The organism is Amycolatopsis thermophila (assembly GCF_030814215.1).
Taxonomy (GTDB): Bacteria; Actinomycetota; Actinomycetes; order Mycobacteriales; family Pseudonocardiaceae; genus Amycolatopsis_E; species Amycolatopsis_E thermophila.
In genome coordinates this window covers 1,158,866-1,179,964 of the sequence record NZ_JAUSUT010000001.1, presented here as the reverse complement: position 1 = coordinate 1,179,964, position 21,099 = coordinate 1,158,866, and the positions used below count along the sequence as shown (strand labels likewise).

23 protein-coding genes are annotated in these 21,099 nt (G+C 71.5%); 16 read left to right on the top strand and 7 right to left on the bottom strand.

Annotated elements, in window-relative coordinates; all coding sequences use genetic code 11:
* Window position 1 precedes the first annotated feature (1 nt).
* From FB470_RS05825 to FB470_RS05810, 4 genes are all read left to right on the top strand, one after another.
* Window positions 2-601 carry a hypothetical protein gene (locus FB470_RS05825; protein WP_306989340.1) on the top strand — a complete coding sequence of 200 codons (600 nt, stop codon included), beginning with the start codon at window positions 2-4 and terminating at the stop codon, window positions 599-601.
* 3 nt (window positions 602-604) lie between these two features.
* A complete protein-coding gene (locus tag FB470_RS05820) occupies window positions 605-1,603 on the top strand; it encodes a C40 family peptidase (protein WP_306989338.1) in 999 nt (332 codons plus the stop codon).
* A gap of 13 nt (window positions 1,604-1,616) precedes the next feature.
* Window positions 1,617-2,744, top strand: a complete 1,128-nt coding sequence (locus tag FB470_RS05815) for a hypothetical protein (RefSeq protein ID WP_306989337.1) — start codon at window positions 1,617-1,619, stop codon at window positions 2,742-2,744.
* Window positions 2,745-2,855: 111 nt separating this feature from the next.
* Complete coding sequence (locus tag FB470_RS05810; protein WP_306989336.1) at window positions 2,856-3,053, top strand: hypothetical protein; 198 nt, start codon at window positions 2,856-2,858, stop codon at window positions 3,051-3,053.
* A gap of 45 nt (window positions 3,054-3,098) precedes the next feature.
* On the opposite strand, the gene FB470_RS05805 is transcribed toward FB470_RS05810, so the two are convergent.
* The gene (locus FB470_RS05805; protein ID WP_306989335.1) at window positions 3,099-3,491 is read right to left on the bottom strand and encodes an SCO5389 family protein; all 393 of its coding nucleotides are present in this window, start codon (window positions 3,489-3,491) and stop codon (window positions 3,099-3,101) included.
* Between the two features lie 22 nt (window positions 3,492-3,513).
* Window positions 3,514-4,476 (bottom strand): ATP-binding protein, encoded by a 963-nt coding sequence (locus FB470_RS05800; protein ID WP_306989334.1) that lies wholly within the window; start codon window positions 4,474-4,476, stop codon window positions 3,514-3,516.
* 123 nt (window positions 4,477-4,599) lie between these two features.
* Here FB470_RS05800 and FB470_RS05795 point away from each other — a divergent pair, with 123 nt between their 5' ends.
* Genes FB470_RS05795 through FB470_RS05785 form a run of 3 tightly spaced genes read left to right on the top strand, consistent with a single transcriptional unit; the run spans window position 4,600 to window position 7,147 of the window.
* On the top strand, window positions 4,600-6,003 hold the full coding sequence (locus FB470_RS05795) for an RNB domain-containing ribonuclease (RefSeq protein ID WP_306989332.1): 1,404 nt from the start codon (window positions 4,600-4,602) through the stop codon (window positions 6,001-6,003).
* Window positions 6,000-6,377, top strand: coding sequence for a DUF4326 domain-containing protein (locus FB470_RS05790; RefSeq protein WP_306989331.1), 378 nt, complete (start codon window positions 6,000-6,002; stop codon window positions 6,375-6,377). The genes FB470_RS05795 and FB470_RS05790 overlap by 4 nt, the downstream gene beginning before the upstream one ends.
* Window positions 6,374-7,147, top strand: coding sequence for a helical backbone metal receptor (locus FB470_RS05785; RefSeq protein WP_306989329.1), 774 nt, complete (start codon window positions 6,374-6,376; stop codon window positions 7,145-7,147). Before FB470_RS05790 ends, FB470_RS05785 begins: the two co-directional genes overlap by 4 nt.
* Here the strand turns inward: FB470_RS05785 and FB470_RS05780 are convergent.
* Together FB470_RS05780 and FB470_RS05775 are read right to left on the bottom strand one after the other, a co-directional pair.
* Entirely contained in the window at window positions 7,134-7,865 is a 732-nt protein-coding gene (locus tag FB470_RS05780) for a cache domain-containing protein (protein ID WP_306989328.1), read from the bottom strand. The genes FB470_RS05785 and FB470_RS05780 overlap by 14 nt on opposite strands.
* A 31-nt stretch (window positions 7,866-7,896) precedes the next feature.
* Window positions 7,897-8,640: a FadR/GntR family transcriptional regulator gene (locus tag FB470_RS05775; RefSeq protein ID WP_306989326.1), complete on the bottom strand. Its 744-nt coding sequence runs from the start codon at window positions 8,638-8,640 to the stop codon at window positions 7,897-7,899.
* A gap of 135 nt (window positions 8,641-8,775) precedes the next feature.
* Here FB470_RS05775 and FB470_RS05770 point away from each other — a divergent pair, with 135 nt between their 5' ends.
* The 7 genes from FB470_RS05770 to FB470_RS05740 are packed head-to-tail and all read left to right on the top strand — an operon-like array spanning window position 8,776 to window position 16,041.
* Entirely contained in the window at window positions 8,776-10,197 is a 1,422-nt protein-coding gene (locus tag FB470_RS05770; protein ID WP_306989325.1) for a gamma-aminobutyraldehyde dehydrogenase, read from the top strand.
* 5 nt (window positions 10,198-10,202) lie between these two features.
* Window positions 10,203-11,270 carry an ABC transporter ATP-binding protein gene (locus tag FB470_RS05765; protein WP_306999071.1) on the top strand — a complete coding sequence of 356 codons (1,068 nt, stop codon included), beginning with the start codon at window positions 10,203-10,205 and terminating at the stop codon, window positions 11,268-11,270.
* An 11-nt stretch (window positions 11,271-11,281) separates the two neighbouring features.
* The gene (locus tag FB470_RS05760) at window positions 11,282-12,487 is read left to right on the top strand and encodes an ABC transporter substrate-binding protein (RefSeq protein WP_306989324.1); all 1,206 of its coding nucleotides are present in this window, start codon (window positions 11,282-11,284) and stop codon (window positions 12,485-12,487) included.
* A gap of 1 nt (window position 12,488) precedes the next feature.
* Window positions 12,489-13,346 carry an ABC transporter permease gene (locus FB470_RS05755; protein WP_306989323.1) on the top strand — a complete coding sequence of 286 codons (858 nt, stop codon included), beginning with the start codon at window positions 12,489-12,491 and terminating at the stop codon, window positions 13,344-13,346.
* A gap of 11 nt (window positions 13,347-13,357) precedes the next feature.
* The gene (locus tag FB470_RS05750) at window positions 13,358-14,164 is read left to right on the top strand and encodes an ABC transporter permease (RefSeq protein WP_306989321.1); all 807 of its coding nucleotides are present in this window, start codon (window positions 13,358-13,360) and stop codon (window positions 14,162-14,164) included.
* A gap of 51 nt (window positions 14,165-14,215) precedes the next feature.
* The gene (locus tag FB470_RS05745) at window positions 14,216-15,169 is read left to right on the top strand and encodes an undecaprenyl-diphosphate phosphatase (RefSeq protein ID WP_306989320.1); all 954 of its coding nucleotides are present in this window, start codon (window positions 14,216-14,218) and stop codon (window positions 15,167-15,169) included.
* A gap of 5 nt (window positions 15,170-15,174) precedes the next feature.
* A complete protein-coding gene (locus FB470_RS05740) occupies window positions 15,175-16,041 on the top strand; it encodes a cytochrome c oxidase assembly protein (RefSeq protein WP_442320531.1) in 867 nt (288 codons plus the stop codon).
* Between the two features lie 47 nt (window positions 16,042-16,088).
* On the opposite strand, the gene panB is transcribed toward FB470_RS05740, so the two are convergent.
* Both panB and FB470_RS05730 read right to left on the bottom strand, forming a co-directional pair.
* Window positions 16,089-16,994: a 3-methyl-2-oxobutanoate hydroxymethyltransferase gene (panB, locus tag FB470_RS05735; RefSeq protein ID WP_306989316.1), complete on the bottom strand. Its 906-nt coding sequence runs from the start codon at window positions 16,992-16,994 to the stop codon at window positions 16,089-16,091.
* A 237-nt stretch (window positions 16,995-17,231) separates the two neighbouring features.
* The gene (locus FB470_RS05730) at window positions 17,232-18,383 is read right to left on the bottom strand and encodes a helix-turn-helix domain-containing protein (RefSeq protein WP_306989314.1); all 1,152 of its coding nucleotides are present in this window, start codon (window positions 18,381-18,383) and stop codon (window positions 17,232-17,234) included.
* A gap of 1,160 nt (window positions 18,384-19,543) precedes the next feature.
* Here FB470_RS05730 and FB470_RS05725 point away from each other — a divergent pair.
* Both FB470_RS05725 and FB470_RS05720 read left to right on the top strand, forming a co-directional pair.
* Window positions 19,544-19,951 (top strand): SRPBCC family protein, encoded by a 408-nt coding sequence (locus FB470_RS05725; RefSeq protein WP_306989312.1) that lies wholly within the window; start codon window positions 19,544-19,546, stop codon window positions 19,949-19,951.
* 9 nt (window positions 19,952-19,960) lie between these two features.
* Window positions 19,961-20,494 (top strand): methylated-DNA--[protein]-cysteine S-methyltransferase, encoded by a 534-nt coding sequence (locus FB470_RS05720; RefSeq protein WP_306989310.1) that lies wholly within the window; start codon window positions 19,961-19,963, stop codon window positions 20,492-20,494.
* A gap of 14 nt (window positions 20,495-20,508) precedes the next feature.
* Here FB470_RS05720 and FB470_RS05715 read toward each other — a convergent pair whose 3' ends face one another.
* Window positions 20,509-21,084 carry a DinB family protein gene (locus tag FB470_RS05715; protein WP_306989309.1) on the bottom strand — a complete coding sequence of 192 codons (576 nt, stop codon included), beginning with the start codon at window positions 21,082-21,084 and terminating at the stop codon, window positions 20,509-20,511.
* Between the last annotated feature and the right edge of the window lie 15 nt (window positions 21,085-21,099).

Genomic DNA, 21,099 nt, shown 5'->3' with positions numbered 1-21,099 from the left:
AATGCCGATCCGAACGAACCGGGGCCGCGCCGCCGTCTACCGCCGCATCTGGGGTTTCCCGCTGCGCTCACCCGCCCACCTCGTCGGCACCGCCATCGCGGTGGTCGTGCTGATCGTCGCGATCGGCATCGTCGTGCCGCAGTTGCTGGGCAACCCGAACCGCTCCGGCCCGGAACCGGTGCGGATCCAGGACCCGGGCGGCGGCACCAGCACCTCGCGCAGCGCGGGCACCACGCCGGCCCCGATGTCGACGCGCCTCACCGCACCGCTGGTGCAACCGACCTCCGCCGCGCCCGACCCGGCGGCGCTCACCGTCGCCAAGCAGTGGGCCACCGCGTGGGCCACCCACCCGGACGGCATCACCAACGCCCAGTGGCTGGACCAGTTGCGTCCACTCACGACGGAGGAGTACCTGCCGGAGATGTCCACTGTGGACCCGGCGAACATCCCCGCGACCAGGGTGACCGGCGAACCGACCGTCACCCAGTCCTACACCAGTTCCCTCCAGGTGCTCGTCCCCACGGACGGGCCCAAACTGTCGATCACCGTGGCGAAGACCCCGGCTGGCTGGCTCGTCACCGGCTACGACCAGGCGAGCTGACCCATGCGGATCGGTGTCCTCGTCGGCGTTCTCGTCGCCGTGTTGTTCGCCGGTGTCGCGACTGTCGGCGTGGTCGCGAAGGTCGTCACCGACCAGCAGCAGGCCCAGATGCAGGCCGCCTACACCAACGTCAGCTGCGACGCCGCGATCGGTCCGAGCCAGCCGGGTTCCGACCAGGGCGCGGCCCAGGCCCGCAGGCTCGACGACCAGCAGCAGTTCATCATCAAGCAGATCATCGAGATCGGGAAGCAGCGAGGGCTCGCCCCGCGGGCCTGGCAGATCGCGATCCAGGCCGGCATGACCGAGTCCAACATGCGCAACCTCAGCTTCGGCGACCGCGACTCGCTGGGGATCTTCCAGATGCGCCCGTCGATGGGCTGGGGGTCGGTCGCCCAGCTGCAGGACATTCCTTACCAGATCAACAAGTTCTACGACGTCCTGCTCACCGTGCCCGGCTGGGACAAGCAGCGCCCGGGCGCCTCCGCGCAGGACGTGGAGCGGTCGGCGTTCCCCGAGCGCTACCACAAGTGGGAGCAGATGGCGGCCCACCTGGTGGAGAACCTCGGCCAGGTCGCGGACATGGTCGGCTGCGGTCAGAGCGCGGGCCTGGCGCTGCCGCCGAACAACGCGGCGGCCGCGGCGATCCAGTTCGCGTTGGGGGAGCAGGGCAAGCCGTACGTGTGGGGCGCGACCGGCCCGAACTCCTACGACTGCTCGGGTCTGATGCTGCGCGCCTACGAGGCCGCGGGCATCACGCTGTCCCGGGTGTCGCGGGACCAGTACAAGAACGGCGCGATGCTGCCGGTGCGTGACGCCCAGCCGGGTGACCTGCTCTTCTGGGCGTACGACCCAACCAACCCGGCGACCATCCACCACGTCGCGATGTACCTTGGCGACGGGAAGATCGTGGAGGCGCAGCAGACCGGGGTGCCGGTGCACACCCGGAAGGTCTCCTGGAACGAAGACGAGCTTGTGCCGCAGGCAGTCCGGCCCGGCGTGTAGAAGGTGATGCCCCGTGGCGAAGAAGTTCGGTAAGAGCAAGAAGCCGGCGCAGCTGGGCGACCTGTTCGGCGCGCCGCCGCCCCCGCCGCGCTCGGGGCCGCCCGCGTCGAGCACCCCGTTGGCCGACTACCTGTCCCAGGGCCTGCCCGGCGTGGACGAGGGGTACGTGGTGCTGCCGCGCTCCCTGGCCGAGGGGATGTCGCTGCCGTGGCAGCAGCAGATGGCCGGGCTGCTGTCCCAGTTCCACCAGCAGCACCGGTCGCTGTCGTGGCCGATCTACCGCACGGTGCCCTCGCGGTACGAGAAGCTGACCGACCTGGACGAGGAGCAGCTCGCCGAGGTCGGCTACCTGGTCGAGATCGACGCCGACGGTGACATGGTCTACCGCGAGCGCAGCGGGCGGAAGGTGGAGGAACCGGAGAACACGACCGTCCTGGTGCCCTGCCTGGACCCGATCCCGCCGCGCGGGCAGGCGCGGCACCAGAGCGATTCGCCAGCCCCGGCCCCGGACGCCCCGCGCGCGGCCCCGATCAACCTCCCACCGGCGCCGGTGTGGCGCACGACGCCCACCGCGCCGTCCCCGGAGGTCCCGCCGCTACCCGAGCCGCCGCGGAAGGTGGCGGCTCCGCGCACCCCGCCGGAGCCGGGGGCGGGGTTCGCGCCTGCCCAGCCCGGTGCGTCAGGTGCGCCTGGCCAGCCCGGTGCTGCGGGGCAGTCCGCTGGCGCGCCAGGTCAGTCCGATGCCGCTCCCGCTGCGGACCAGCCTGCGCAGCAGGGGAGCGTCGAGGCCGGGCCGGTGCCGCCGGGGGCCGGCCAAGCAGCGGCTGCCCAGCCGGCCTCGGGCCAGCCCGCATCCGGCCAGGGGGCGCCGCCGCCCGCGCTGCCCGTGACGAACCCGCAGGCCTGGCGCACGATGGAGCCCCCGGAGGAGCGCCCCCGGTTCACCGAGCCGCTGCCCCCGCAGCCCCAGCCCACGCCGGCCGCCGGCATCCCCCTGGGCGGCCTCGCCAAGCCCGCCGACGCGACGCCCCCGCGCGGCACCCCGGCCGGGAACCGCGACTGGTTCGAAGAGGACCAGCCGCAGCAGGACTTCGGCCCTACCGGCCAGCCGACGGAGCTGCCCTACCGCTACCGACCCTGAGCGGGATCGCCGCCGGTTCGCCGAAGCGGGTGTCCCCGGGCGCCGTCGCCCGTCGCGCCGCTACCGTCCTGACCGCTGGCGCCGCCCGGCGCCGGGTGCGAAGCTCGTAGCATGGCGAAATCCACGGACCCCAACCCGGACCAGGGGTGGTACTACAACACGCGCACCGGCGAGGTCGAGCACCTCGAGCGGTCGCGGTCCATCGATCTCCTCGGCCCCTACCCCGACGAGGCCACCGCGCGCCGGGCGCTCGAGATCGCCCGCGAGCGCACCCGCAAGGCCGACGAGGAAGACGCCAAGTGGACATGACCGGAGCCCCGGACCGAACCCGGTCCGGGGCTCTTCCGCACCACCTCAGCAGTCGCGCAGGGCGGGGCTCTGGTTGCGCAGCTGGCCGGCCGGTGAGATGAACTCCCGGTAGGCGTCGCTGTCCACGGCGACCGGCCGGAAGGCCGCGACGCGGTGGCAGTTCTGGAAGGCGAGCTTCATGCCGAAGTGCCGTTCCAGGCCACCGCGGATCGCGTCGGAGGCCAGGGCCCGCAGCAGCTGACCGCGCTCCTTCTCGCTCGGCGGCGGGGTCGCGTGGTCGGCGAAGTCGCCGGTGCCGCCCTCGAGGTCCGCGGCCACCGTGCTGATCACCTGCCACGCGTAGGGCAGCGAGTCGCGCACGCAGGCGACGAACTCGGCGTCGGTCACCGCACCGGATTCGGCGCGGGCGAGCAGGTCGGCGGGTACATCGAGGGACATCGTGCTCCTTTCGATTTCTTCTTCACGCCCCGGCCAGCGCGGGCGGGCCGGGCACGAACTCGGGATCCACCTGCGCGGCCAGGTCCGCACCCGTGCGCTCGTTGCCCCACGACCGGGCGTTGCGCAGGTGGAACTCGACGGCCTGCCGGTGGAACTTCGCCCAGTCCCGCGGAGCGGAATCCACAGTGGACCGGGCGGTGGCGAGTGCCTCCAGGTTGTGCGGCTCCAGCGCGGTGATCGGCCGGGCGCGGCCGCGCTCGGCGGCGCGCACGTGCCCGGATCCGCTCAGCCAGCACACGAGGTCGGAACCCAGCTGCTCGCGCAGGAACTCCACGTCCTCGTCGTCGGTGACCTTGTTCCCGACGACCGCGAGCCGCACACCGAAGTCGCGGGCGTACTCGGCGTACTGCCGGTACACGCCGACGCTGCGCAGCGTCGGCTCGCACACCAGGAACGTCACGTCGAAGCGCGTGAACAGACCGGAGGCGAACGCGTCGGCGCCGGCGGTCATGTCCATCACCACGTATTCGCCGGCGTCGTCGACCAGGTGGTTCAGCAGCAGCTCCGCCGCGCCGACCTTCGAGTGGTAGCAGGCGACGCCCAGGTCGTCCTCGGTGAACCGGCCGGTCACGCCCAGCCGCACGCCGGCGACGTCGCGGAAGCACGCCGCCATCACCGGGTTGTCCTCGAACGGCCGCACCAGCCGCGACCCGCGACCCGGCGGGGTCGTCTTGATCATCGCGTCGGCGCTGGTGATCCGCGGGTTGTCGCCGCGCAGCCAGTCCTTGATCAGGGGCAGGTGCTCGCCGAGCGTGGGCAGCGCCGCCGCCTCTTCCGCGGACGCGCCCAGGGCGACGGCGAGGTGCTGGTTGATGTCGGCGTCGATGGCCAGCACGGGGCAGCCGGACCCGGTGAGGTAGGCGGCGAACAGCGAGGTCAGCGTCGTCTTCCCGCTCCCGCCCTTGCCGACGAAGGCGACTTTCACGATGTACACCCTTCAGCCAGATGAAAACGATATCCTTTTTCGATGAGGTCCGAGCAAGATACACCCGGGTGGCCGAACCCCGATCGGGCGACCGGAGAGCGCGGACCGGGTTAGGGTCTAGGTGTGCCCCGTGTGGTGACCAGCACGAACTCGGCGGACGGCGGCTTCGCCCGGCTGCGCGCCGAGTTCGAGCTGCCGGAGGACTTCGACCCGGCCGTGCTCGCCGAGGCCGAGACCGTCGTGCTCGACCCGTCCGAGTTCGCCGCCGACCGCGCGGACGCCACCGACCTGCCCCTGGTCACGCTCGATCCGGCGGGCGCGAAGGACCTGGACCAGGCCATCCTGATCGAGCGGCGCGCGGGCGGCTTCCGGGTCCACTACGCGATCGCCGACCTGGCCGCGTTCGTCGCGCCGGGCGGCCCGATCGACCGCGAGGCGCGCCGCCGCGGGCAGACCCTGTACCTGCCGGACGGCACCGTCCCGCTGCACCCGCCGGTGCTGTCCGAGGGTGCCGCCAGCCTGCTGCCGGGCGAGATCCGCCCGGCCGCGCTGTGGACCCTCGACCTCGACCGCGACGGCGAACTCGCCGGCGCCACCGTGCACCGCGCACTGGTCCGCTCGACCGAGCAGCTCGACTACGCCAGCGCCGACCCGGCGGCGCCGCACCCGTCGATCGCCGCCCTGCCCGAACTGGGCACCCTGCGCCGCGAGCTGGCCGTGCGCCGCGGCGCCGTCGAACCGCAGCTGCCGGACCGGATCATCGGCGCCAACGGTGGCGACTGGGTGCTGGGCATGCGGCCGCGCACGGTACTGGAGGCCTGGAACGCGGAGATCTCGCTGCTCACCGGCATGGCCGCGGCCCGCATGATGATCGACGCGAAGATCGGCCTGCTGCGCACCCTGCCCGAGCCGGACGCGGAAACCCTGGACTGGCTGCGCGGCGCCGCCCGCGCGCTCGGCATCGACTGGCCCGCGCACACCGGCGTCGCCGAGCTGCTGGCCGGCCTCGATCCCGCGCAACCGGAGTCGATGGCCTTCTACACCGACACCACCCGCCTGCTGCGCGGCGCCGGGTACACGAGCTTCGACGGCGAGCTGCCCGGGACGGTGACGCACGCCGGCATCGGCGCGCCGTACACCCACGTCACCGCGCCGATCCGCCGCCTGGCCGACCGGTTCGCCGCCGAGATCTGCCTCGCGATCAGCGCGGGCGAGCCGGTACCGGTGTGGACGCGCGAAGCGCTCGCCGTGCTGCCCGGCCTGATGAACGCCTCGGACCAGCTCGCCGCCCGCGTCGAGAAGGCCTGCCTCGACCAGGTCGAGGCGTGGACGCTGGCCGACCGCACCGGGGACACCTTCGAGGCCGTCGTGCTGCGCGCGGAGGAGAACCGGGCGGAGATCATGCTGGCCGACCCGCCGGTGATGGCGCGCTGCGCGGGGGAGAACCTGCCGGAGGGCCGGCGCATCACGGTCCGGCTCACGGCGGTGGACGTCGACAAGCGGAAGGTGTCGTTCGAACGGGCATGACCGACGACTGGACCGACGAAGAACGCGAGCTGGCCGGGCGCCTGCGGGACGGGCACGCGGTGCTGGTCAACGTGCGCAAGTCCGGGCCGCACAAGCACCTCGTGCCGTGGCTCGTCGAGCACGACCTGATCACCTACATCGGGCACAAGGGCAACCGGCACTCGTGGCCCGAGTCGCCGTTCGCGAACCCGTTCGTCAAGGAGGCCAAGCAGGACCGGGAGGCGATGGTGCGGCACTACCGCGAGTACCTGGCGGGGCGGCCCGACCTGCTGGACCGGCTCCCGGAGCTGGCGGGGCGGGCGCTGGGCTGCTGGTGCGCGCCGCTGCCCTGCCACGGCCACGTCCTGCTGGAACACCTGGAGGGCGGCCGATGACCCTGTTCGACGATCTCGGCGAGGACGTGCCGCGGCGGGGCGTGCCCCGGCGCGTGGTCTCCCTGGTGCCGGCCCTGACCGAGGCGGTCGAGGTGAGCGCGCCGGGCCGGATCGCGGGCGCCACCGATTACTGCACGCACCCGGAGGGCCTCGAGGTGCCGCGGGTGGGCGGGTCGAAGTACCCGAAGGTCGACGACGTGCTCGCGCTTAACCCGGACCTCGTGCTGGCCAACTCCGAGGAGAACCGGCCCGAGGACGTCGAACGGCTGCGCGCCAACGGGGTCCCGGTGTGGGTGATGGAGGCCCCCGCCACCGTGCCGCACGCCCTCGCGTCGCTGCGGCGCCTGCTGACCCAGGCGCTCGAACTGCCCGAGCCGGACTGGCTGGTCACCGCCGAGGAGCTGTGGCGCGAGGCGAAGCCCGAGCGGGCGCGCGCGGTCGTGCCGGTGTGGCGCAAGCCGTGGATCGTCCTGGGACGCGACACGTTCGGCGGTGACGTGCTGCACCGGCTGGGTATCGCCAACGTCTACAGCGGACACGAAGACCGGTACCCCCGGCCGAAGATCGACGAGCTGCGGGAGCGGTTCGCCAGGGGCGAGGCCGACCTGCTGGTGCTGCCGGACGAGCCGTACCTGTTCACCGACGTCGACGGGCCCGAGGCGTTCCCGGACGTGCCGTTCGTGCTGGTCTCCGGCCGCTACCTGACCTGGTACGGACCGTCCCTCGTGGACGCCCACCGGGAGTTGTCGGCCGCGTTCAGCGCTTCCTGACGAGCAGGGCGATCGGCGCGTCACCGCAGCGGAGCAGCACCGTGGTGTCGTCGCGCACCGGCGGGGCGCCGGAGTTCCACCAGGACGCGATGTCCGGATCGCGCACCAGCGAGCCGGTCGCCTGGCGCGCGGTGTTCGCCGCGATCACCCGGCCCTGGGCGTTGATCAGGGCTGCCCGCCCGTCGAGGTGGCGCAGCTTCGGCAGCAGCGCCCGCTCGACCTCCTGCACGAACACGTCCGCGCCGACTACCCCGGCGAACACGCCGGCGCGCCGGACCGGGACGGTGAAGGTGAGCGTGTACTCGTCGGTGCACAGGTAGTCGACGTAGGGGCCGGTGATGTGGCGGCGGCCGGAGTCGCGCGGCACGGTGAACCAGGACTGCCGCGTGTAGTCGAGGAAATGATCGCTGGCCGGGTCGAGGCTGATGAACAGCTGCGCGGGCGGTCCCCCCGCGGTGCACGTCCACCACTCGAAGCCGAACCGCTGGTCGGCGAGGGCGTCCGGAGCGGCGATGAACCCGGCCCCGACCACCCGGCCGCCGAGCGCGGCGAGCACGTGCGGCCGGAGCGCGTCCAGTTCGGTCGCGCGGACCGGGCCCGGCCTGCCGAGGACGTCGGTGGCCGCGGTGACGACCGGTGCCAGTCGTCCGAACACGCCTTCGACGATCCCGGACACCTCCTCGACGATGTCCTCACCGGTCACCGCGTCGTGAACCATGCCGCCCCTCGCGTAGTCGAGGTGTCGAAGCTTAGGACCCGAGTAGGTCAAGATGCACCTCACCCAATCGGTCGATGGTGTCGAGGATGTGCTGCTCGGTCAACTTCCGCGCGAGTTCGCCGTCGGCCTGGGCGATCGCCGCGGCGATGGCCCGGTGCTCGGTGCACGCCGTCACCGGATCGTGGTGCCCGAGCGGCAGCCACAGCAGCGCGCCCCGCTCGCTCTGCAGCTGGATCTCCTGGTGGGTCAGCCGGGGCGACTGGGACGCGGCGGCGACCTCGAGGTGGAACTGGCGCTCGGCACGGGTCGCGGCGGTGCCCGCCGCGCCGTCGAGGTCCTCGGCGGCGAGCTGCAGGCGGGCGATGTCCTCGGTCGAACTGCGTTCGGCGGCCAGCCTCGCCGCGGCGCCGGCGACCGCGACGTAGTGGTCGCCGATGTCCCGCAGCTCGCTCAGCGACACCTCGCGCAGCCGCGCTCGCCAGGACTCGTCGTCCTCCTCCCGCGGCCCGCACACGAAGCTGCCGCCGCCGCGGCCGCGCTTGGTCTGCACGAGGCCCTGTTGCCGCAGGGCTACCAGCGCTTCCCGGACGGTCACGGTCGACACCCCGAACTGCTCGGCGAGCTCGGCCTCGCTCGGCAGCTGCTCGCCGTCGGCGAGAACACCGAGCGTGATCGCGTCCACCAGCCGCCGGGCGACGAGTTCCGCCCGCCCGGTCTGCTCCAGGGGCGCGAACAGCACTGATCGCGCACTGGGGGACGTCGACGGCCTGTGCATCGGGCTCCTTCTTTCGGGTGCTGCCGCGACCAATCCTGCCTCAAGACCTTGTCCTATGAAATATGGTCTTATATGTTTTCCGGCCATCGGGGTACCGAGACCCGCACCGTCCCCGCCCGAGCCAGGAGCCAGCCCGTGCATCAGCTCAGACACTTCATCGCCGGCGACCACGTCGAGTCCGCCGACGGAGCCGTCGCCGAGATCATCGACCCGGTCACCGGGCGGCCGTACTGCACCGCTTCCGTCGGCAGTGCGCACGACGTGGACCGCGCGCTGCGCGCCGCCGCGACCGCTTTCGAGGACTGGCGCGAGACCACGCCCGGCACCCGCCAGGTCGCGCTGCTGAAGATCGCCGACGCGGTCGAGCGGCGGGCCGACGAGATCGTCCGCGTCGAGTCTGCGAACACCGGCAAGCCGCTGGCGGTGACCACGGCCGAAGAGATCCCGATGATCACCGACCAGCTGCGGTTCTTCGCCGGTGTCGCCCGCGCACTGGAGGGTCGCGCCGCGGGGGAGTACCTGACCGGGCACACCTCCTACGTGCGGCGCGAGCCCATCGGCGTGTGCGCCCAGGTCACGCCGTGGAACTACCCGCTGCTGATGGCGATCTGGAAGATCGCGCCCGCGCTGGCGGCCGGGAACACGGTGGTGCTCAAGCCGTCCGACACCACCCCGGCCTCGACGCTGCTGCTCGCCGAAATCGCCGCGGAGTTCGTGCCGCCGGGCGTGCTCAACGTGGTGTGCGGCGACCGCGACACCGGACGGGCGCTGGTGGAGCACGACATCCCGGCGATGGTGTCGATCACCGGCTCCGTCCGTGCGGGCACCGAGGTCGCCGGGTCCGCGGCCGCCGACCTCAAGCGCGTCCACCTCGAACTCGGCGGCAAGGCGCCGGTGATCGTCTTCCCCGACGCCGACCTGGAGAACGCGGCCGGGACCATCGCGATGGCGGGGTTCTTCAACGCCGGTCAGGACTGCACCGCGGCCACCCGCGTCCTGGTGCACGACGACGTCCACGACGAGTTCGTCGCCGCGCTGACCCGGCACGCGGAGGCCACGAAGACCGGCCTGCCCGACGACCCCGACGTCCTGTACGGGCCGCTCAACAGCGCCGGTCACCTCGCGAAGGTGTCCGGGTTCGTCGAGCGGCTGCCCGCGCACGCGACCGTCCACACCGGAGGCAAGCGGGCCCGCGACGAGGGCTACTTCTTCGAGCCCACGGTGATCTCCGGTGTCCGGCAGGACGACGAGATCTCGCAGAACGAGGTGTTCGGCCCGGTCATCACGGTGCAGCGGGTCAGCGGCGAGGACGAGGCACTGGCCGCCGCCAACGGCGTCGAGTACGGCCTGGCGTCCTCGATCTGGACCGCCGACCACAGCCGCGCGATGCGCCTGTCCGCGAAGCTCGACTTCGGTTGCGTGTGGATCAACACGCACATCCCGCTGGTCGCGGAGATGCCGCACGGCGGGTTCAAGAAGTCCGGCTACGGCAAGGACCTCTCGCTGTACGGCCTGGAGGACTACACCCGTGTCAAGCACGTCATGACGGCCTGGTGATCGACGTGTCGCCGAACCAAGCCCCCACCCTCGCCGAGAAGGCAGCCCCGGCGGCCACCACGAGCGCGATCCGGCTGCGCGGTCTGCGCAAGGAGTTCGGCTCCGTGGTCGCCGTCGACGGCGTCGACCTGGACATCGCGCAGGGCGAGTTCTTCTCGATGCTCGGCCCGTCGGGCTCGGGCAAGACGACCGTGCTGCGCATGATCGCCGGGTTCGAACTGCCCACGTCCGGCACGGTCGAGCTGGCCGGCCGCGACGTCACCCGGCTCGCCCCGTTCGAGCGGGACGTCAACACCGTGTTCCAGGACTACGCGCTCTTCCCGCACATGACCGTGCAGCAGAACGTCGAGTACGGGTTGCGGGTCAAGAAGGTGCCCCGCGCGCAACGCCGCGAGCGCGCCCGCGACGCACTGCGGACCGTCCACTTGGAAGGGTTCGCCGACCGCAAACCCACGCAGCTCTCCGGCGGTCAGCGTCAGCGGGTCGCGCTGGCGCGGGCGCTGGTGAACCGGCCCAAGGTGCTGCTGCTCGACGAACCGCTCGGCGCCCTGGACCTCAAGCTGCGGCACGCCATGCAGACCGAGCTCAAGCAGATCCAGCGCGAGGTCGGCATCACGTTCATCTTCGTGACGCACGACCAGGACGAGGCGCTCACGATGAGCGACCGGATCGCGGTGTTCGACGCCGGCGGCATCGAACAGATCGGCACGCCGAGCGAGGTGTACGAGAAACCGGCCACCGCGTTCGTCGCCGGGTTCGTCGGCACGTCGAACCTGCTGTCCGGCGACAGCGCCGAGGCGGTGCTCGGCACGCGCGGCGTGTTCAGCATCCGCCCGGAGAAGATCCGCCTCGACGCCGACCTGTCCCAGCCCGCCGCGGTCGGCGAGGTCAGCGCCACGGGGACGGTCACCAGCACCTCCTACGCGGGTGCCACGGTCCGCTACGTGGTGGCACTCGACGTCGGCGGGCGGCTCTCGGTCGTCCGGCAGAACGTCGGCGCACCCCTCGAACTTGCCGACAACCGCGTTCGCCTGTCCTGGCGGCAAGAACACAACTTCCGCATCACCGAGTGAGGAGCCAATCCATGCGCAACAGCCGGACCCTGCGCCTGATCGCGGGGCTGATGTGTGCGGGCACCGCCGTGGCGGCCTGCGGCACGTCGAGCACCAGCTCGTCCAGCGGGGGCGGGCAGGCGTTCACCCCACCGAAGCTCGAAGCGCTGTCCCAGCTCGGGCAGCCCGAGGGCGCGCTGAACATCCTGGCCTGGCCCGGTTACGCGGAGAACGGGTCCAACGACCCGAAGGTCGACTGGGTCACCCCGTTCGAGCAGGCCACCGGGTGCAAGGTCAACGTCAAGACCTTCGGCACCTCGGACGAGGCCGTCAGCCTCATGAAGACCGGCCAGTACGACGTCATCTCCGCCTCCGGTGACGCCTCGCTGCGTCTCATCGCGGGCGGCGACGTCGAACCGGTGAACACCGGCCTGGTCCCGAACTACGCCGACGTCTACGACTTCCTCAAGAACAAGCCGTGGAACAGCGTCAACAACGTCTCCTACGGCGTGCCGCACGGCTGGGGCGCCAACGTCCTGACCTACCGCACCGACAAGGTCAGTCCCGCGCCCACGTCGTGGTCGGTCGTGTTCGACGCGAACTCGCCCTACCGGGGCAAGGTCATCGCCTACGACTCGCCGATCTACATCGCCGACGCCGCGCTGTACCTGATGAAGACCAAGCCGGAACTGGGCATCAAGAACCCCTACGCGCTGGACGACAAGCAGTTCCAGGCGGCGGTGGACCTGCTCAAGCAGCAGCGCCCGCTGGTGTCGGAGTACTGGTCGGACTACCTCAAGGAGAGCCAGGCGCTCAAGAACGGCGACGCCGTCGTCGGCACGGCGTGGCAGGTCACGGTCAACCTGACCCAGTCCGAGGGCGCGCCGCTGGAGTCCACGCTGCCCACCGAGGGTGCGACCGGCTGGTCCGACACCTGGATGGTCTCGGCGAAGTCGGCGCACAAGACCTGCGCCTACAAGTGGCTCGACCACATCATCTCGCCCGCGGCCAACGCGAAGGTCGCCGAGTACTTCGGCGAGGCACCGGCCAACCCGAAGGCCTGCTCGCTGACCGCCGACGCCAAGCACTGCGAGACCTACCACGCCGGTGACGCCGCCTACGCCGGCCAGATCTGGTACTGGACCACGCCGATCGCCCAGTGTGTCGACGGCCGCACCGACGTCAAGTGCAAGGACTACGGCGAGTGGACTCGCGCGTGGACGGAGATCAAGGGCTGACATGAGCATCGCCGCCAGTGTGTCGGGATTCCTGTACCGCAAACCCAGGCTGCGGCTGGGCATGCTGCTCAGCGCGCCACTGCTCTGGCTCGGGCTGGCCTACCTCGGCGCACTGGCGGCGTTGTTCGTCACCGCCTTCTGGCACACCGACACCTTCACCGGCCAGGTCGTCACCGAGTGGTCGCTGGACAACTTCACGACCCTGTTCACCGACGGCGTCTACCGCACGATCACCCTGCGCACACTGGGGATCGCGGTGGCGGTCACGGTGGTCGACGCCGTGATCGCGTTCCCGATGGCCTTCTACATGGCCAAGTTCGCCTCGCCGCGGGCGCAGCGGGTACTGGTGATCGCGGTGATGACCCCGTTGTGGGCGAGCTACCTGGTGAAGGCGTACTCGTGGCGGATCATGCTTTCCGGGAACGGGCTGGTCGGGTGGCTCTTCGGCGCCACCCCCGGCTACGGCCTGGCCGCCACCGTCATCACGCTGTCCTACCTGTGGCTGCCCTACATGATCCTGCCGATCTACGCGGGTCTCGACCGGCTGCCGGACTCGCTGGTCGAAGCCTCCGGTGACCTCGGTGCGCGGTCGTGGCGGACGTTCCGGTCGGTCGTGTTGCCGCTGACGTTCCCCGCGATCGTCGCCGGGTCGATCTTCACGTTCTCGCTGACCCTGGGCGACTACATCACGGTCAAGATCGTCGGCGGCGCCAACCAGATGCTCGGCAACGTCGTGTACGACAACATCGGCGCCGCGAACAACCTCCCGTTCGCGGCGACCGTGGCGACGGTGCCGGTGGTCATCATGCTCGTCTACCTCGCCGCGGTGCGCCGCACCGGTGCGCTGGACAACCTCTAGGCGGTCTCCCGATGATGCTGTCCAAGAAGACCAAGTACGTCCTGCTCGCCGCGCTGGTGCTCGGCCTCGCCGTGATCTACGTGCCGCTGCTGGTGGTGCTGCTGAACTCGGTCAACGCCGACACGACGTTCGGCTGGCCGCCGTCCGGCTTCACGCTGGAGTGGTGGCGCCGCGCGGCGGAGAACGAGGGCGTGCTGCGGGCGCTGGTGACCAGCCTGGAAGCGGGCCTCGCGGCCACGGCGATCGCGCTGGTGCTCGGGATGATGGCGGCGTTCGCGCTGCAGCGGTACCGGTTCTTCGGCAAGGACACGGTGTCGCTGCTGATCATCCTGCCGATCGCGCTGCCCGGCATCGTGACCGGGATCGCGCTGAACAACGCGTTCCGCACCATCCTGGGCATCGACCTCGGACTGTTCACGGCGATCATCGCGCACGCCACGTTCTGCGTCGTGGTGGTGTTCAACAACGTCGTCGCCCGGCTGCGGCGGCTCGGCGGCAACCTCGAGGAGGCGTCGATGGACCTCGGCGCCGACGGCATCACCACGTTCCGGCTCGTCACGTTCCCGATGCTGCGGTCCGCGCTGCTGGCCGGTGGGCTGCTGGCGTTCGCGCTGTCGTTCGACGAGATCATCGTGACCACGTTCACCCTCGGTGCCGGGTTGCAGACGCTGCCCATCTGGATCCTGGACAACCTGTTCCGGCCGAACCAGGCGCCGGTGGTCAACGTGGTCGCCGCGGTGCTGATCGTCGTGTCGACGGTTCCGGTGTACCTCGCGCAGCGGCTGTCCGGGGACACGGCCAGCGGCGGGCGGCTGTAGCGCCTCAGGTATTTTCGGCGGGCCGTCCGGGCGGTGAAAAGAGGTCCGTAGATGTCCGCTGTCAGCTATTTCGAGGCGATTGTCGTCGGTGCTTTGCAAGGTGTGTCGGAATTGTTTCCGGTGTCCAGCCTCGGGCACAGCATCCTCATTCCGGCCTGGGTGGGCGGTTCGTGGGCGCGTGACCTGAGCATGGGCAAGGACTCGCCGTACCTGGCGGTGCTCGTCGCGATGCACGTGGCGACCGCGCTCGCCCTGGTGGTGTTCTACCGGCGGGACTGGGTGCGCATCGTGCGCGGGTTGTGGACGTCCGTGCGCGACCGGGAGGTGGTGAACCCCGACCAGCGGCTGGCCTGGTTGCTCGTGCTCGCCACGATCCCGGTCGGGCTCGCCGGTCTGCTGCTGGAGAGCGCGCTGCGGGACTTCCTCGGCAAACCGGTGCCCACCGCGATCTTCCTGGCGCTCAACGGCGTCGTGCTGCTGGCGGTGGAGCGGTTCGCCCGGGCCGAGCGGAAGCCGGTGCCGGTCACGCCGGTGCCCGGGCCGTCGGAGGTCACGCGGGACTTCTCGGCGGAGGTCACGATGCCGATGCGGATCGTGACCTCCGAGGAGGCCGCCGACCGGCGCCTGGCCCGGCTCGGGGTGGGTGAGGCGGTGCTGATCGGCGCGGCGCAGATCCTCGCGTTGTTCCCGGGCATCAGCCGGTCCGGCATCACCATGGTCGCCGGGTTGCGGCGTGGACTGTCCCACGAGGACGCGGCGCGGTTCGCGTTCCTGCTGGCCACGCCGGTGATCCTGGCCGCTGGTGTGCTGAAGATGCCGTCGCTGTTCGCCTCGGAGAACTCGGCGTCGCTCGGCCCCGCGCTGGTGGGCAGCCTGGTGGCCGGGGTGGCGGCGTACCTGGCGCTGCGGTTCCTGACGCGCTATTTCGAAACGCGCACGCTGACGCCGTTCGCGATTTACTGTGTTGTCGCCGGAATCGGCAGCCTCGTATATTTCGTGGCGTGAGTCCGTTGTCCGCGGACCGGATCTTCAGCGCCTGGACGGCCGACGTCCCCGCGCTGGTGTTCGTGGTGCTGCTCGGCGCGGGCTACCTGTGGGCGGCGCGGCGGACACGGCCGTGGCCCCCGTCGCGGACGGTGGCGTTCCTGGCCGGGCTGGCCACCGTGCTGCTGGTGACGTGCTCGTTCCTCGGCGTCTACGACGACGTGCTGTTCTGGCCGCGTGCGGTGCAGGTCGTGGTGCTGCTGATGATCACGCCGTTGCTGCTCGCGCTGGGGGCGCCGATCACGCTGCTGCTCGCGGTCGTGCCGGGCGAGCGGCTCCGGCGGTGGGGGCGCGGGCCGCTGGCGCGGGCGCTGACCTTCCCGTTGGTGATTTCGGTGCTGCTGATCGTGCCGCCGCTGGTGATCTACCTGACGCCGCTGTACGAGCTCACGCTGCGCCACGCGGCGGTCGACGAGCTGGTGCGGCTGGTGCTCCTCGGGTGCGGGTTCGCGTACTTCTGGACCCGGCTGCGGGTCGATCCGACGCCGCGGGAGGACCACCACCTGGTGTCCTTCGCCATCAGTTTCACCGAGGTCATCGTCGACGCGGCGCTGGGGCTGGTGCTGTGGCTGGGGCCGTTGCGGGCGGCCGGGTACTACGAGGCGCTGGGGCGCACGTGGGGCCCGGACCTGCGGACCGACCAGATCATCGGCGCGGGGATCCTGTGGATCGGCGGTGACCTGGCGGGGCTGCCGTTCGTCGGGGCGCTGGCGCTGCGCTGGCTTCGCGCCGACGAACGGCAGGCGAAGATCGCCGACGAAGAGCCCGCACCGCAGGGCCTCTGGTGGGAGAACGACCCGGCGCTGGCCGAACGCTTCAAGCGTGACCGGTGACGGCGCTCCGGGGCGCGGCCTGGTCCGCCGCGCCCCGGGGAGGCCGATCAGTGGAAGGAGTGCTCGGGCGCGGGGAACTCGCCGCGTCGGACCTCGTCGGCGAAGGCCGTCGCCGCCTGGGTCAGCGCGCCCGCGACGTCGGCGTAGCGCTTGACGAAGCGCGGCGCCTTGCCGCGGCGCAGGCCGGCCATGTCCTGCCAGACGAGCACCTGGGCGTCACAGTCCGGTCCGGCGCCGATGCCGACCGTCGGGATCCTGAGTTCGTGCGTGACCTGTTTGGCGACCTCGGCCGGCACCATTTCCATCACGACGGCGAACGCGCCGGCTTCCTGGAGCGCGAGGGCGTCGGCGACCAGTTCGGCACCGGCCTCGCCGCGGCCCTGCACCCGGTAGCCGCCGAGGTTGTGCTCGCTCTGCGGGGTGAAGCCGATGTGGCCCATGACGGGCACGCCGGCGCCGGTGAGGGCCTCGACGTGCGGCGCGAAGCGGCGGCCACCTTCGAGTTTGACCGCGTGCGCGCGGCCTTCCTTCATGAACCGGACGGCCGTGGCCAGCGCCTGCTCGGGGGAGAGCTGGTAGGAGCCGAACGGCAGGTCCGCGACGACGAGTGCGCGTTTCGTGGCGCGGGTAACGGCGCGGACGAGGGGGAGGAGCTCGTCGACGGTGACGGGCAGCGAGGTCTCGTAGCCGAAGACGTTGTTGGCGGCCGAGTCGCCGACGAGCAGCACCGGGATGCCCGCCTCGTCGAACAGTTCTGCCGTGTACATGTCGTAGGTGGTGAGCATGGGCCACGGCTCGCCACGGCGCTTGAGTTCCTGCAGGTGGGGGATGCGGACCTTCTTGACCGGCGGGGTGCCGGCCGCCGGGCCGGAGCCGTAGGGCGCGGTGGTTTCGCCGGTGGTCGCCGGACCGGGCCCGCTCGGCGTCGCGGGCTCGCCGCTGGTGGTGGACATCTTCGTCGACCGTCCTTCCCTCGAGGCCCTCATCGGGTCCCCGGGTCGTGGATCTGGAAAACCCAGCGTGTCACCACGCGAGGAACGCACCCAAGCCCCTGCGACGAGCTTCACACGACGGTGATTCCGGGTGTGCCGCGCCGGCTTGGCACCTGCCCGCCGCATGCCCTCCGGGAACGGCTCGGCGGGTGCGGTGCGGATCGAGGCCGGCCGCTGCCCGGGGGCGCCGCGGTGGCGTCAGGGCCCCAGCAACCGCCGCAGGGCTGCAGGCGTGTGACCGACGTGCTCCTTCACGGTGCGGGTGAGGTGGGCCTGGTCCGCGAACCCCAGATCGGCCGCGAGGTACCCGAGGTCCGCCTCCCCACCCTCGAGGCGCTCCATCACCCGGCCGACGCGCACCCGGTTGCGGTAGCGGGTGAGGGGCACGCCCACCTCGCGCGTGAACGCCCGGCTGAGCCGGAACGGCGACACGTCCAGCAACTCCGCGAGCGTGAACAACGCCCCGGCCGCGGGATGCTGCTCGACAACGGCAAGCCTCGCCCCCGCCACGATGTCGCTGTCGGTCCGCCTCGGTCTTGCCGGGGTGTGGCTCGGGCTGGTGGCGTTGGCCGTTGGTCGGGGGTGGTTCTGCTGGTTGGGGTCGGTGGTGTGGTTTGTCTCGGTTGGTCGTTGGTGGTTGGGGTGTGTGGCGGGTGCCGTGGTGTCGCTGTTGGTCTGCGTCGGTCTTGTCGGGGTGTGGTTCGGGCTGGTGGTGTTCGCCGTTGGTTCGGGGTGGTTTTGCTGGCTGGGGTTGGTGGTGTGGTTTGTCTCGGTTGGTCGTGGGTGGTTGGGGTGTGTGCCTGGTGCCGGGGTGTCGCTGTTGGTCTGCGTCGTCGGCGGTGCGCTACCTGGTCGGCCGGGGTTGGTCGTGTGGCCGCCGCCCTCGGCGGTCGGATGTTGTGCTGCGTCGGCGGGTCCCGGCCGCGCTGTGGCTCCTTCGGCGTTCGACGTGGTGTGAGCGCCGGTTCGCCGGCCGGTGATCGCAGGGCGGTCGCGTGCAGCGGGATGCTGTTTCGAGCCCGGGAACCCTTGCGGGGTGCCGGCCGGGCGTGGTGCGGTGCCACGCTCGTCGGCGAGCGCGGTGTGCGTTGCGTACTGGGCGCTGCGAGTGGCCGAGGCGGTTCGGCTTGCAGTGGTGATGGTCGTGGCCGGGCTCGGGGCGAGTGCGGGTGCGATGGCGGCGCGGGCGAGGTCGAGCAGGCTCTCGGGCAGGGCGTAGTCGGCGTCGGGCCGGCGGCTCGCTGCCACGAAGCGCCGGTGGGCGAGCTCGAGGGTCGCGTCGACGTAGACGGCTGACGTCATCGCCCGGTCACCGAACAGCTGGTCCCACAGCGCGGGCGCGAATCGCACGGCGGTGCAGACGTCGCCGCCCGCCGGGTGGGCGAAGGTCTCCTCGTCGCCGGGCAGGCTGAGGTAGCCGACGGTCGGATCCGCGTCGACGACACCCGCTCGCGTGCGGCGCCGGAACCGCCCCCGCCGGACGAGCACCAGTTCCGGCGAGGTGCGCCCCTCGGGATCCGACCAGCCACGATGCCCGCCGGCGCAGTCGACCACCCGCACGGCGAACCCGGCCTGCGACGCGATCGGAAAGACGCCCACCATGCGCCGACGCTACCTCCGGGGTACGACAGTTCCGTGCGCCCGCGCGTCGCCGGCGGTGGGGTGAAACCGGCGGTGGCAGGCGGAGGCACGCGGCCGGTGGGTGCCGGTGGTGCGGCAGCGGTGCGCTGGCTGGCCGCGCAGTCAGGTGGCCGGTAGCCGCGGAGGTGGGCGGCAGGAGGCCGCTGCCCCGACTGCGGGGTGGACAGCGACGGCGGTGACGGCAGGTGGGGTGGCGACTGGTAGCCGCGGAGGTGGGCGGCAGGAGGTCACTGCCGCGACTGCGGGGTGGACAGCGACGGTGGTGGCGGCAGGTGGGGTGGCCGGTAGCCGGCGAGGTGGGCGGCAGGAGGCCGCTGCCGCGAGTGCGGGTGGACAGCGACGGCGGGGACGGTGGTGGCGGCAGGTGGGGGGCGGCTGGTAGCCGCGGAGGTGGGCGGCGGGCAGCCGCACGGCAACTGCCGGGCTGACTGCGCCGCTGCCAGCCGCACGGCAACTGCCGGGGCTGACTGCGCCGCTGCCGGCGCCGGTGTCGATGGATGGCCGCGGAAGTGGCCCGGCGCCCCTGAGGGCCGGGGAAGTGGGCATCCCGCGTCCGTGAGGTCTGTGGCACTCGGCGGCTTGCCGCTGGACATGCTGCGCCATGTCAGTTCGACATCAGGCCTTGCCCGGGGCCGGTTGCTTTCCGGCGGCGCAGGGTGCGCTCGCCCCGCCTGCCGCCGACGAAGCTGCACGGCGTGCAGGCATAGGCGACCGCCGCCGCACCATCAGCGCGCAGCGCGGACCAGATCGGCGAGGTACGCCGGATCGGCCACTGCGGACACCCTCGTCAGATTGCCGCCTCCGGGTCCGGCGCCGGAACCGCAAGAATCTTCAAGACCCCGGCCGCGCACCACGGCACGCTGAACCGCATGGCTTCGATACGTACGGAAACCCTGATCGACACTCCTCTCGACCTCGCTTGGGCGGCGCTGCGCGACTGGGGCGCACTCCACCAGCGCCTGGCACCCGGCTTCGTCGTCGACACCCACCTCGACGGCACCGACCGGATCGTCACCTTCTTCGACGGCACGGTGGTCCGCGAAGCGCTCGTGGACCTCGATGACGACGCGCACCGGCTCGCCTGGACCGTCGTCGGCGGCCCCTACACCCACCACAACGGCGTCGCCCAGGTCTTCGCCGACGGCCCCACCCGGACCCGCTTCGTCTGGGTTGCCGACCTCCTCCCCGACGCCCTCGCGGCGCGCACCGGTGCTTTCATGGAACAGGGCACCGCCACCATCAAGAAGACGCTGGAGGCACGGGCCCTGCCGGCTTGAGGGGACACCATGTCAGCACTGGGTTACACGCTCTTCGACACTGCGATCGGCCACTGCGGCATCGCCTGGGGTGAGTACGGCGTGTCCGGCGTCAGCCTCCCCGACGGCGCGCCCGCCACCACCCGGGCACGCCTGCGCGCGGCCTTCCCGGACGCCACCGAGTCGACGCCACCCGCGGACGTCCAGGCCGCGATCGACGAGATCGTCGCCCTGCTCCGCGGTGAGCGCCGCGACCTCCTCGGGATCGTCCTCGACTACCAGGGCGTGCCGGAGTTCAACCGCAGGGTGTACGAGATCGCCCGGTCCATCCCGCCTGGACGGACCCTCACCTACGGCGACATCGCCCACCGGCTCGGCATGCCGGGCTCGGCGCAGGCCGTCGGCCAGGCATTGGGACACAACCCCTTCCCGATCGTGGTGCCGTGCCACCGGGTGCTCGCCGCCGGGCGCAAGATGGGCGGTTTCTCCGCTCGAGGCGGCGTCGAGACCAAACGGCAGATGCTCATCATCGAAGGAGCCAACGTCCAGCCGACGCTCTTCTGACGGCCCGTTCGCGATCAGCCACCCGGCTTCCACGGTTGCATCCACGGTGTCGACGGCCACCCCTCGGCCGCGGCGATCAGCGGATAGGTGGTCGCCCCGTCGATGTGCTCCCGGATGATGTCCGCGTGCCCGGCGTGCCGCGCCGTCTCCTCGATCAGGTGGAGCAGCACCCAGCGCACCGGCCACGCGTCGGCGTCGTCCGGGAACCACGGCGCCCCGCGTGGCACCGGCACCGGCTGCCCGAGATCCGCGATGCCCGCCACGATCTCCTCCGTCTCCTCCGCCGCCGCGGCGTAAGCGGCCAGCATGTCGGCCAGCGTCTCGCCCTCGGCGAGCCGGAAATCCTCGACGTAGTCGCGGCTTCCGTGGCCGGGCGACCCACGTTGCGCCACCACGTCCATCCAGTGCCGCTCGGTGTTCGTCACGTGTTTGATCAACCCGCCGACGCTGAGCGCGCTGCGCGTGGGCGTCAGCCGCGCCTGCTCATCGCTCAAGCCGTACGCGGCGAGACGCAGAACATCGCGCTGTTGAGCGAGGAAGGCGAGCAGACCGTCACGCTCGTCGACGACGGGACGCACGTTTCCAGGCATGGCAACTATTCCTTT

What these genes read in the sequence shown, in the direction of transcription:
- FB470_RS05825 (WP_306989340.1), top strand. Translation starts at nt 2, where the DNA reads ATGCCGATCCGAACGAACCGGGGCCGCGCCGCCGTCTACCGCCGCATC.
- FB470_RS05820 (WP_306989338.1), top strand. Translation starts at nt 605, where the DNA reads ATGCGGATCGGTGTCCTCGTCGGCGTTCTCGTCGCCGTGTTGTTCGCC.
- FB470_RS05810 (WP_306989336.1), top strand. Translation starts at nt 2,856, where the DNA reads ATGGCGAAATCCACGGACCCCAACCCGGACCAGGGGTGGTACTACAAC.
- FB470_RS05805 (WP_306989335.1), bottom strand. Translation starts at nt 3,491, where the DNA reads ATGTCCCTCGATGTACCCGCCGACCTGCTCGCCCGCGCCGAATCCGGT.
- FB470_RS05790 (WP_306989331.1), top strand. Translation starts at nt 6,000, where the DNA reads ATGACCGACGACTGGACCGACGAAGAACGCGAGCTGGCCGGGCGCCTG.
- FB470_RS05785 (WP_306989329.1), top strand. Translation starts at nt 6,374, where the DNA reads ATGACCCTGTTCGACGATCTCGGCGAGGACGTGCCGCGGCGGGGCGTG.
- FB470_RS05780 (WP_306989328.1), bottom strand. Translation starts at nt 7,865, where the DNA reads ATGGTTCACGACGCGGTGACCGGTGAGGACATCGTCGAGGAGGTGTCC.
- FB470_RS05775 (WP_306989326.1), bottom strand. Translation starts at nt 8,640, where the DNA reads ATGCACAGGCCGTCGACGTCCCCCAGTGCGCGATCAGTGCTGTTCGCG.
- FB470_RS05760 (WP_306989324.1), top strand. Translation starts at nt 11,282, where the DNA reads ATGCGCAACAGCCGGACCCTGCGCCTGATCGCGGGGCTGATGTGTGCG.
- FB470_RS05755 (WP_306989323.1), top strand. Translation starts at nt 12,489, where the DNA reads ATGAGCATCGCCGCCAGTGTGTCGGGATTCCTGTACCGCAAACCCAGG.
- FB470_RS05750 (WP_306989321.1), top strand. Translation starts at nt 13,358, where the DNA reads ATGATGCTGTCCAAGAAGACCAAGTACGTCCTGCTCGCCGCGCTGGTG.
- FB470_RS05745 (WP_306989320.1), top strand. Translation starts at nt 14,216, where the DNA reads ATGTCCGCTGTCAGCTATTTCGAGGCGATTGTCGTCGGTGCTTTGCAA.
- panB (WP_306989316.1), bottom strand. Translation starts at nt 16,994, where the DNA reads ATGTCCACCACCAGCGGCGAGCCCGCGACGCCGAGCGGGCCCGGTCCG.
- FB470_RS05725 (WP_306989312.1), top strand. Translation starts at nt 19,544, where the DNA reads ATGGCTTCGATACGTACGGAAACCCTGATCGACACTCCTCTCGACCTC.
- FB470_RS05720 (WP_306989310.1), top strand. Translation starts at nt 19,961, where the DNA reads ATGTCAGCACTGGGTTACACGCTCTTCGACACTGCGATCGGCCACTGC.
- FB470_RS05715 (WP_306989309.1), bottom strand. Translation starts at nt 21,084, where the DNA reads ATGCCTGGAAACGTGCGTCCCGTCGTCGACGAGCGTGACGGTCTGCTC.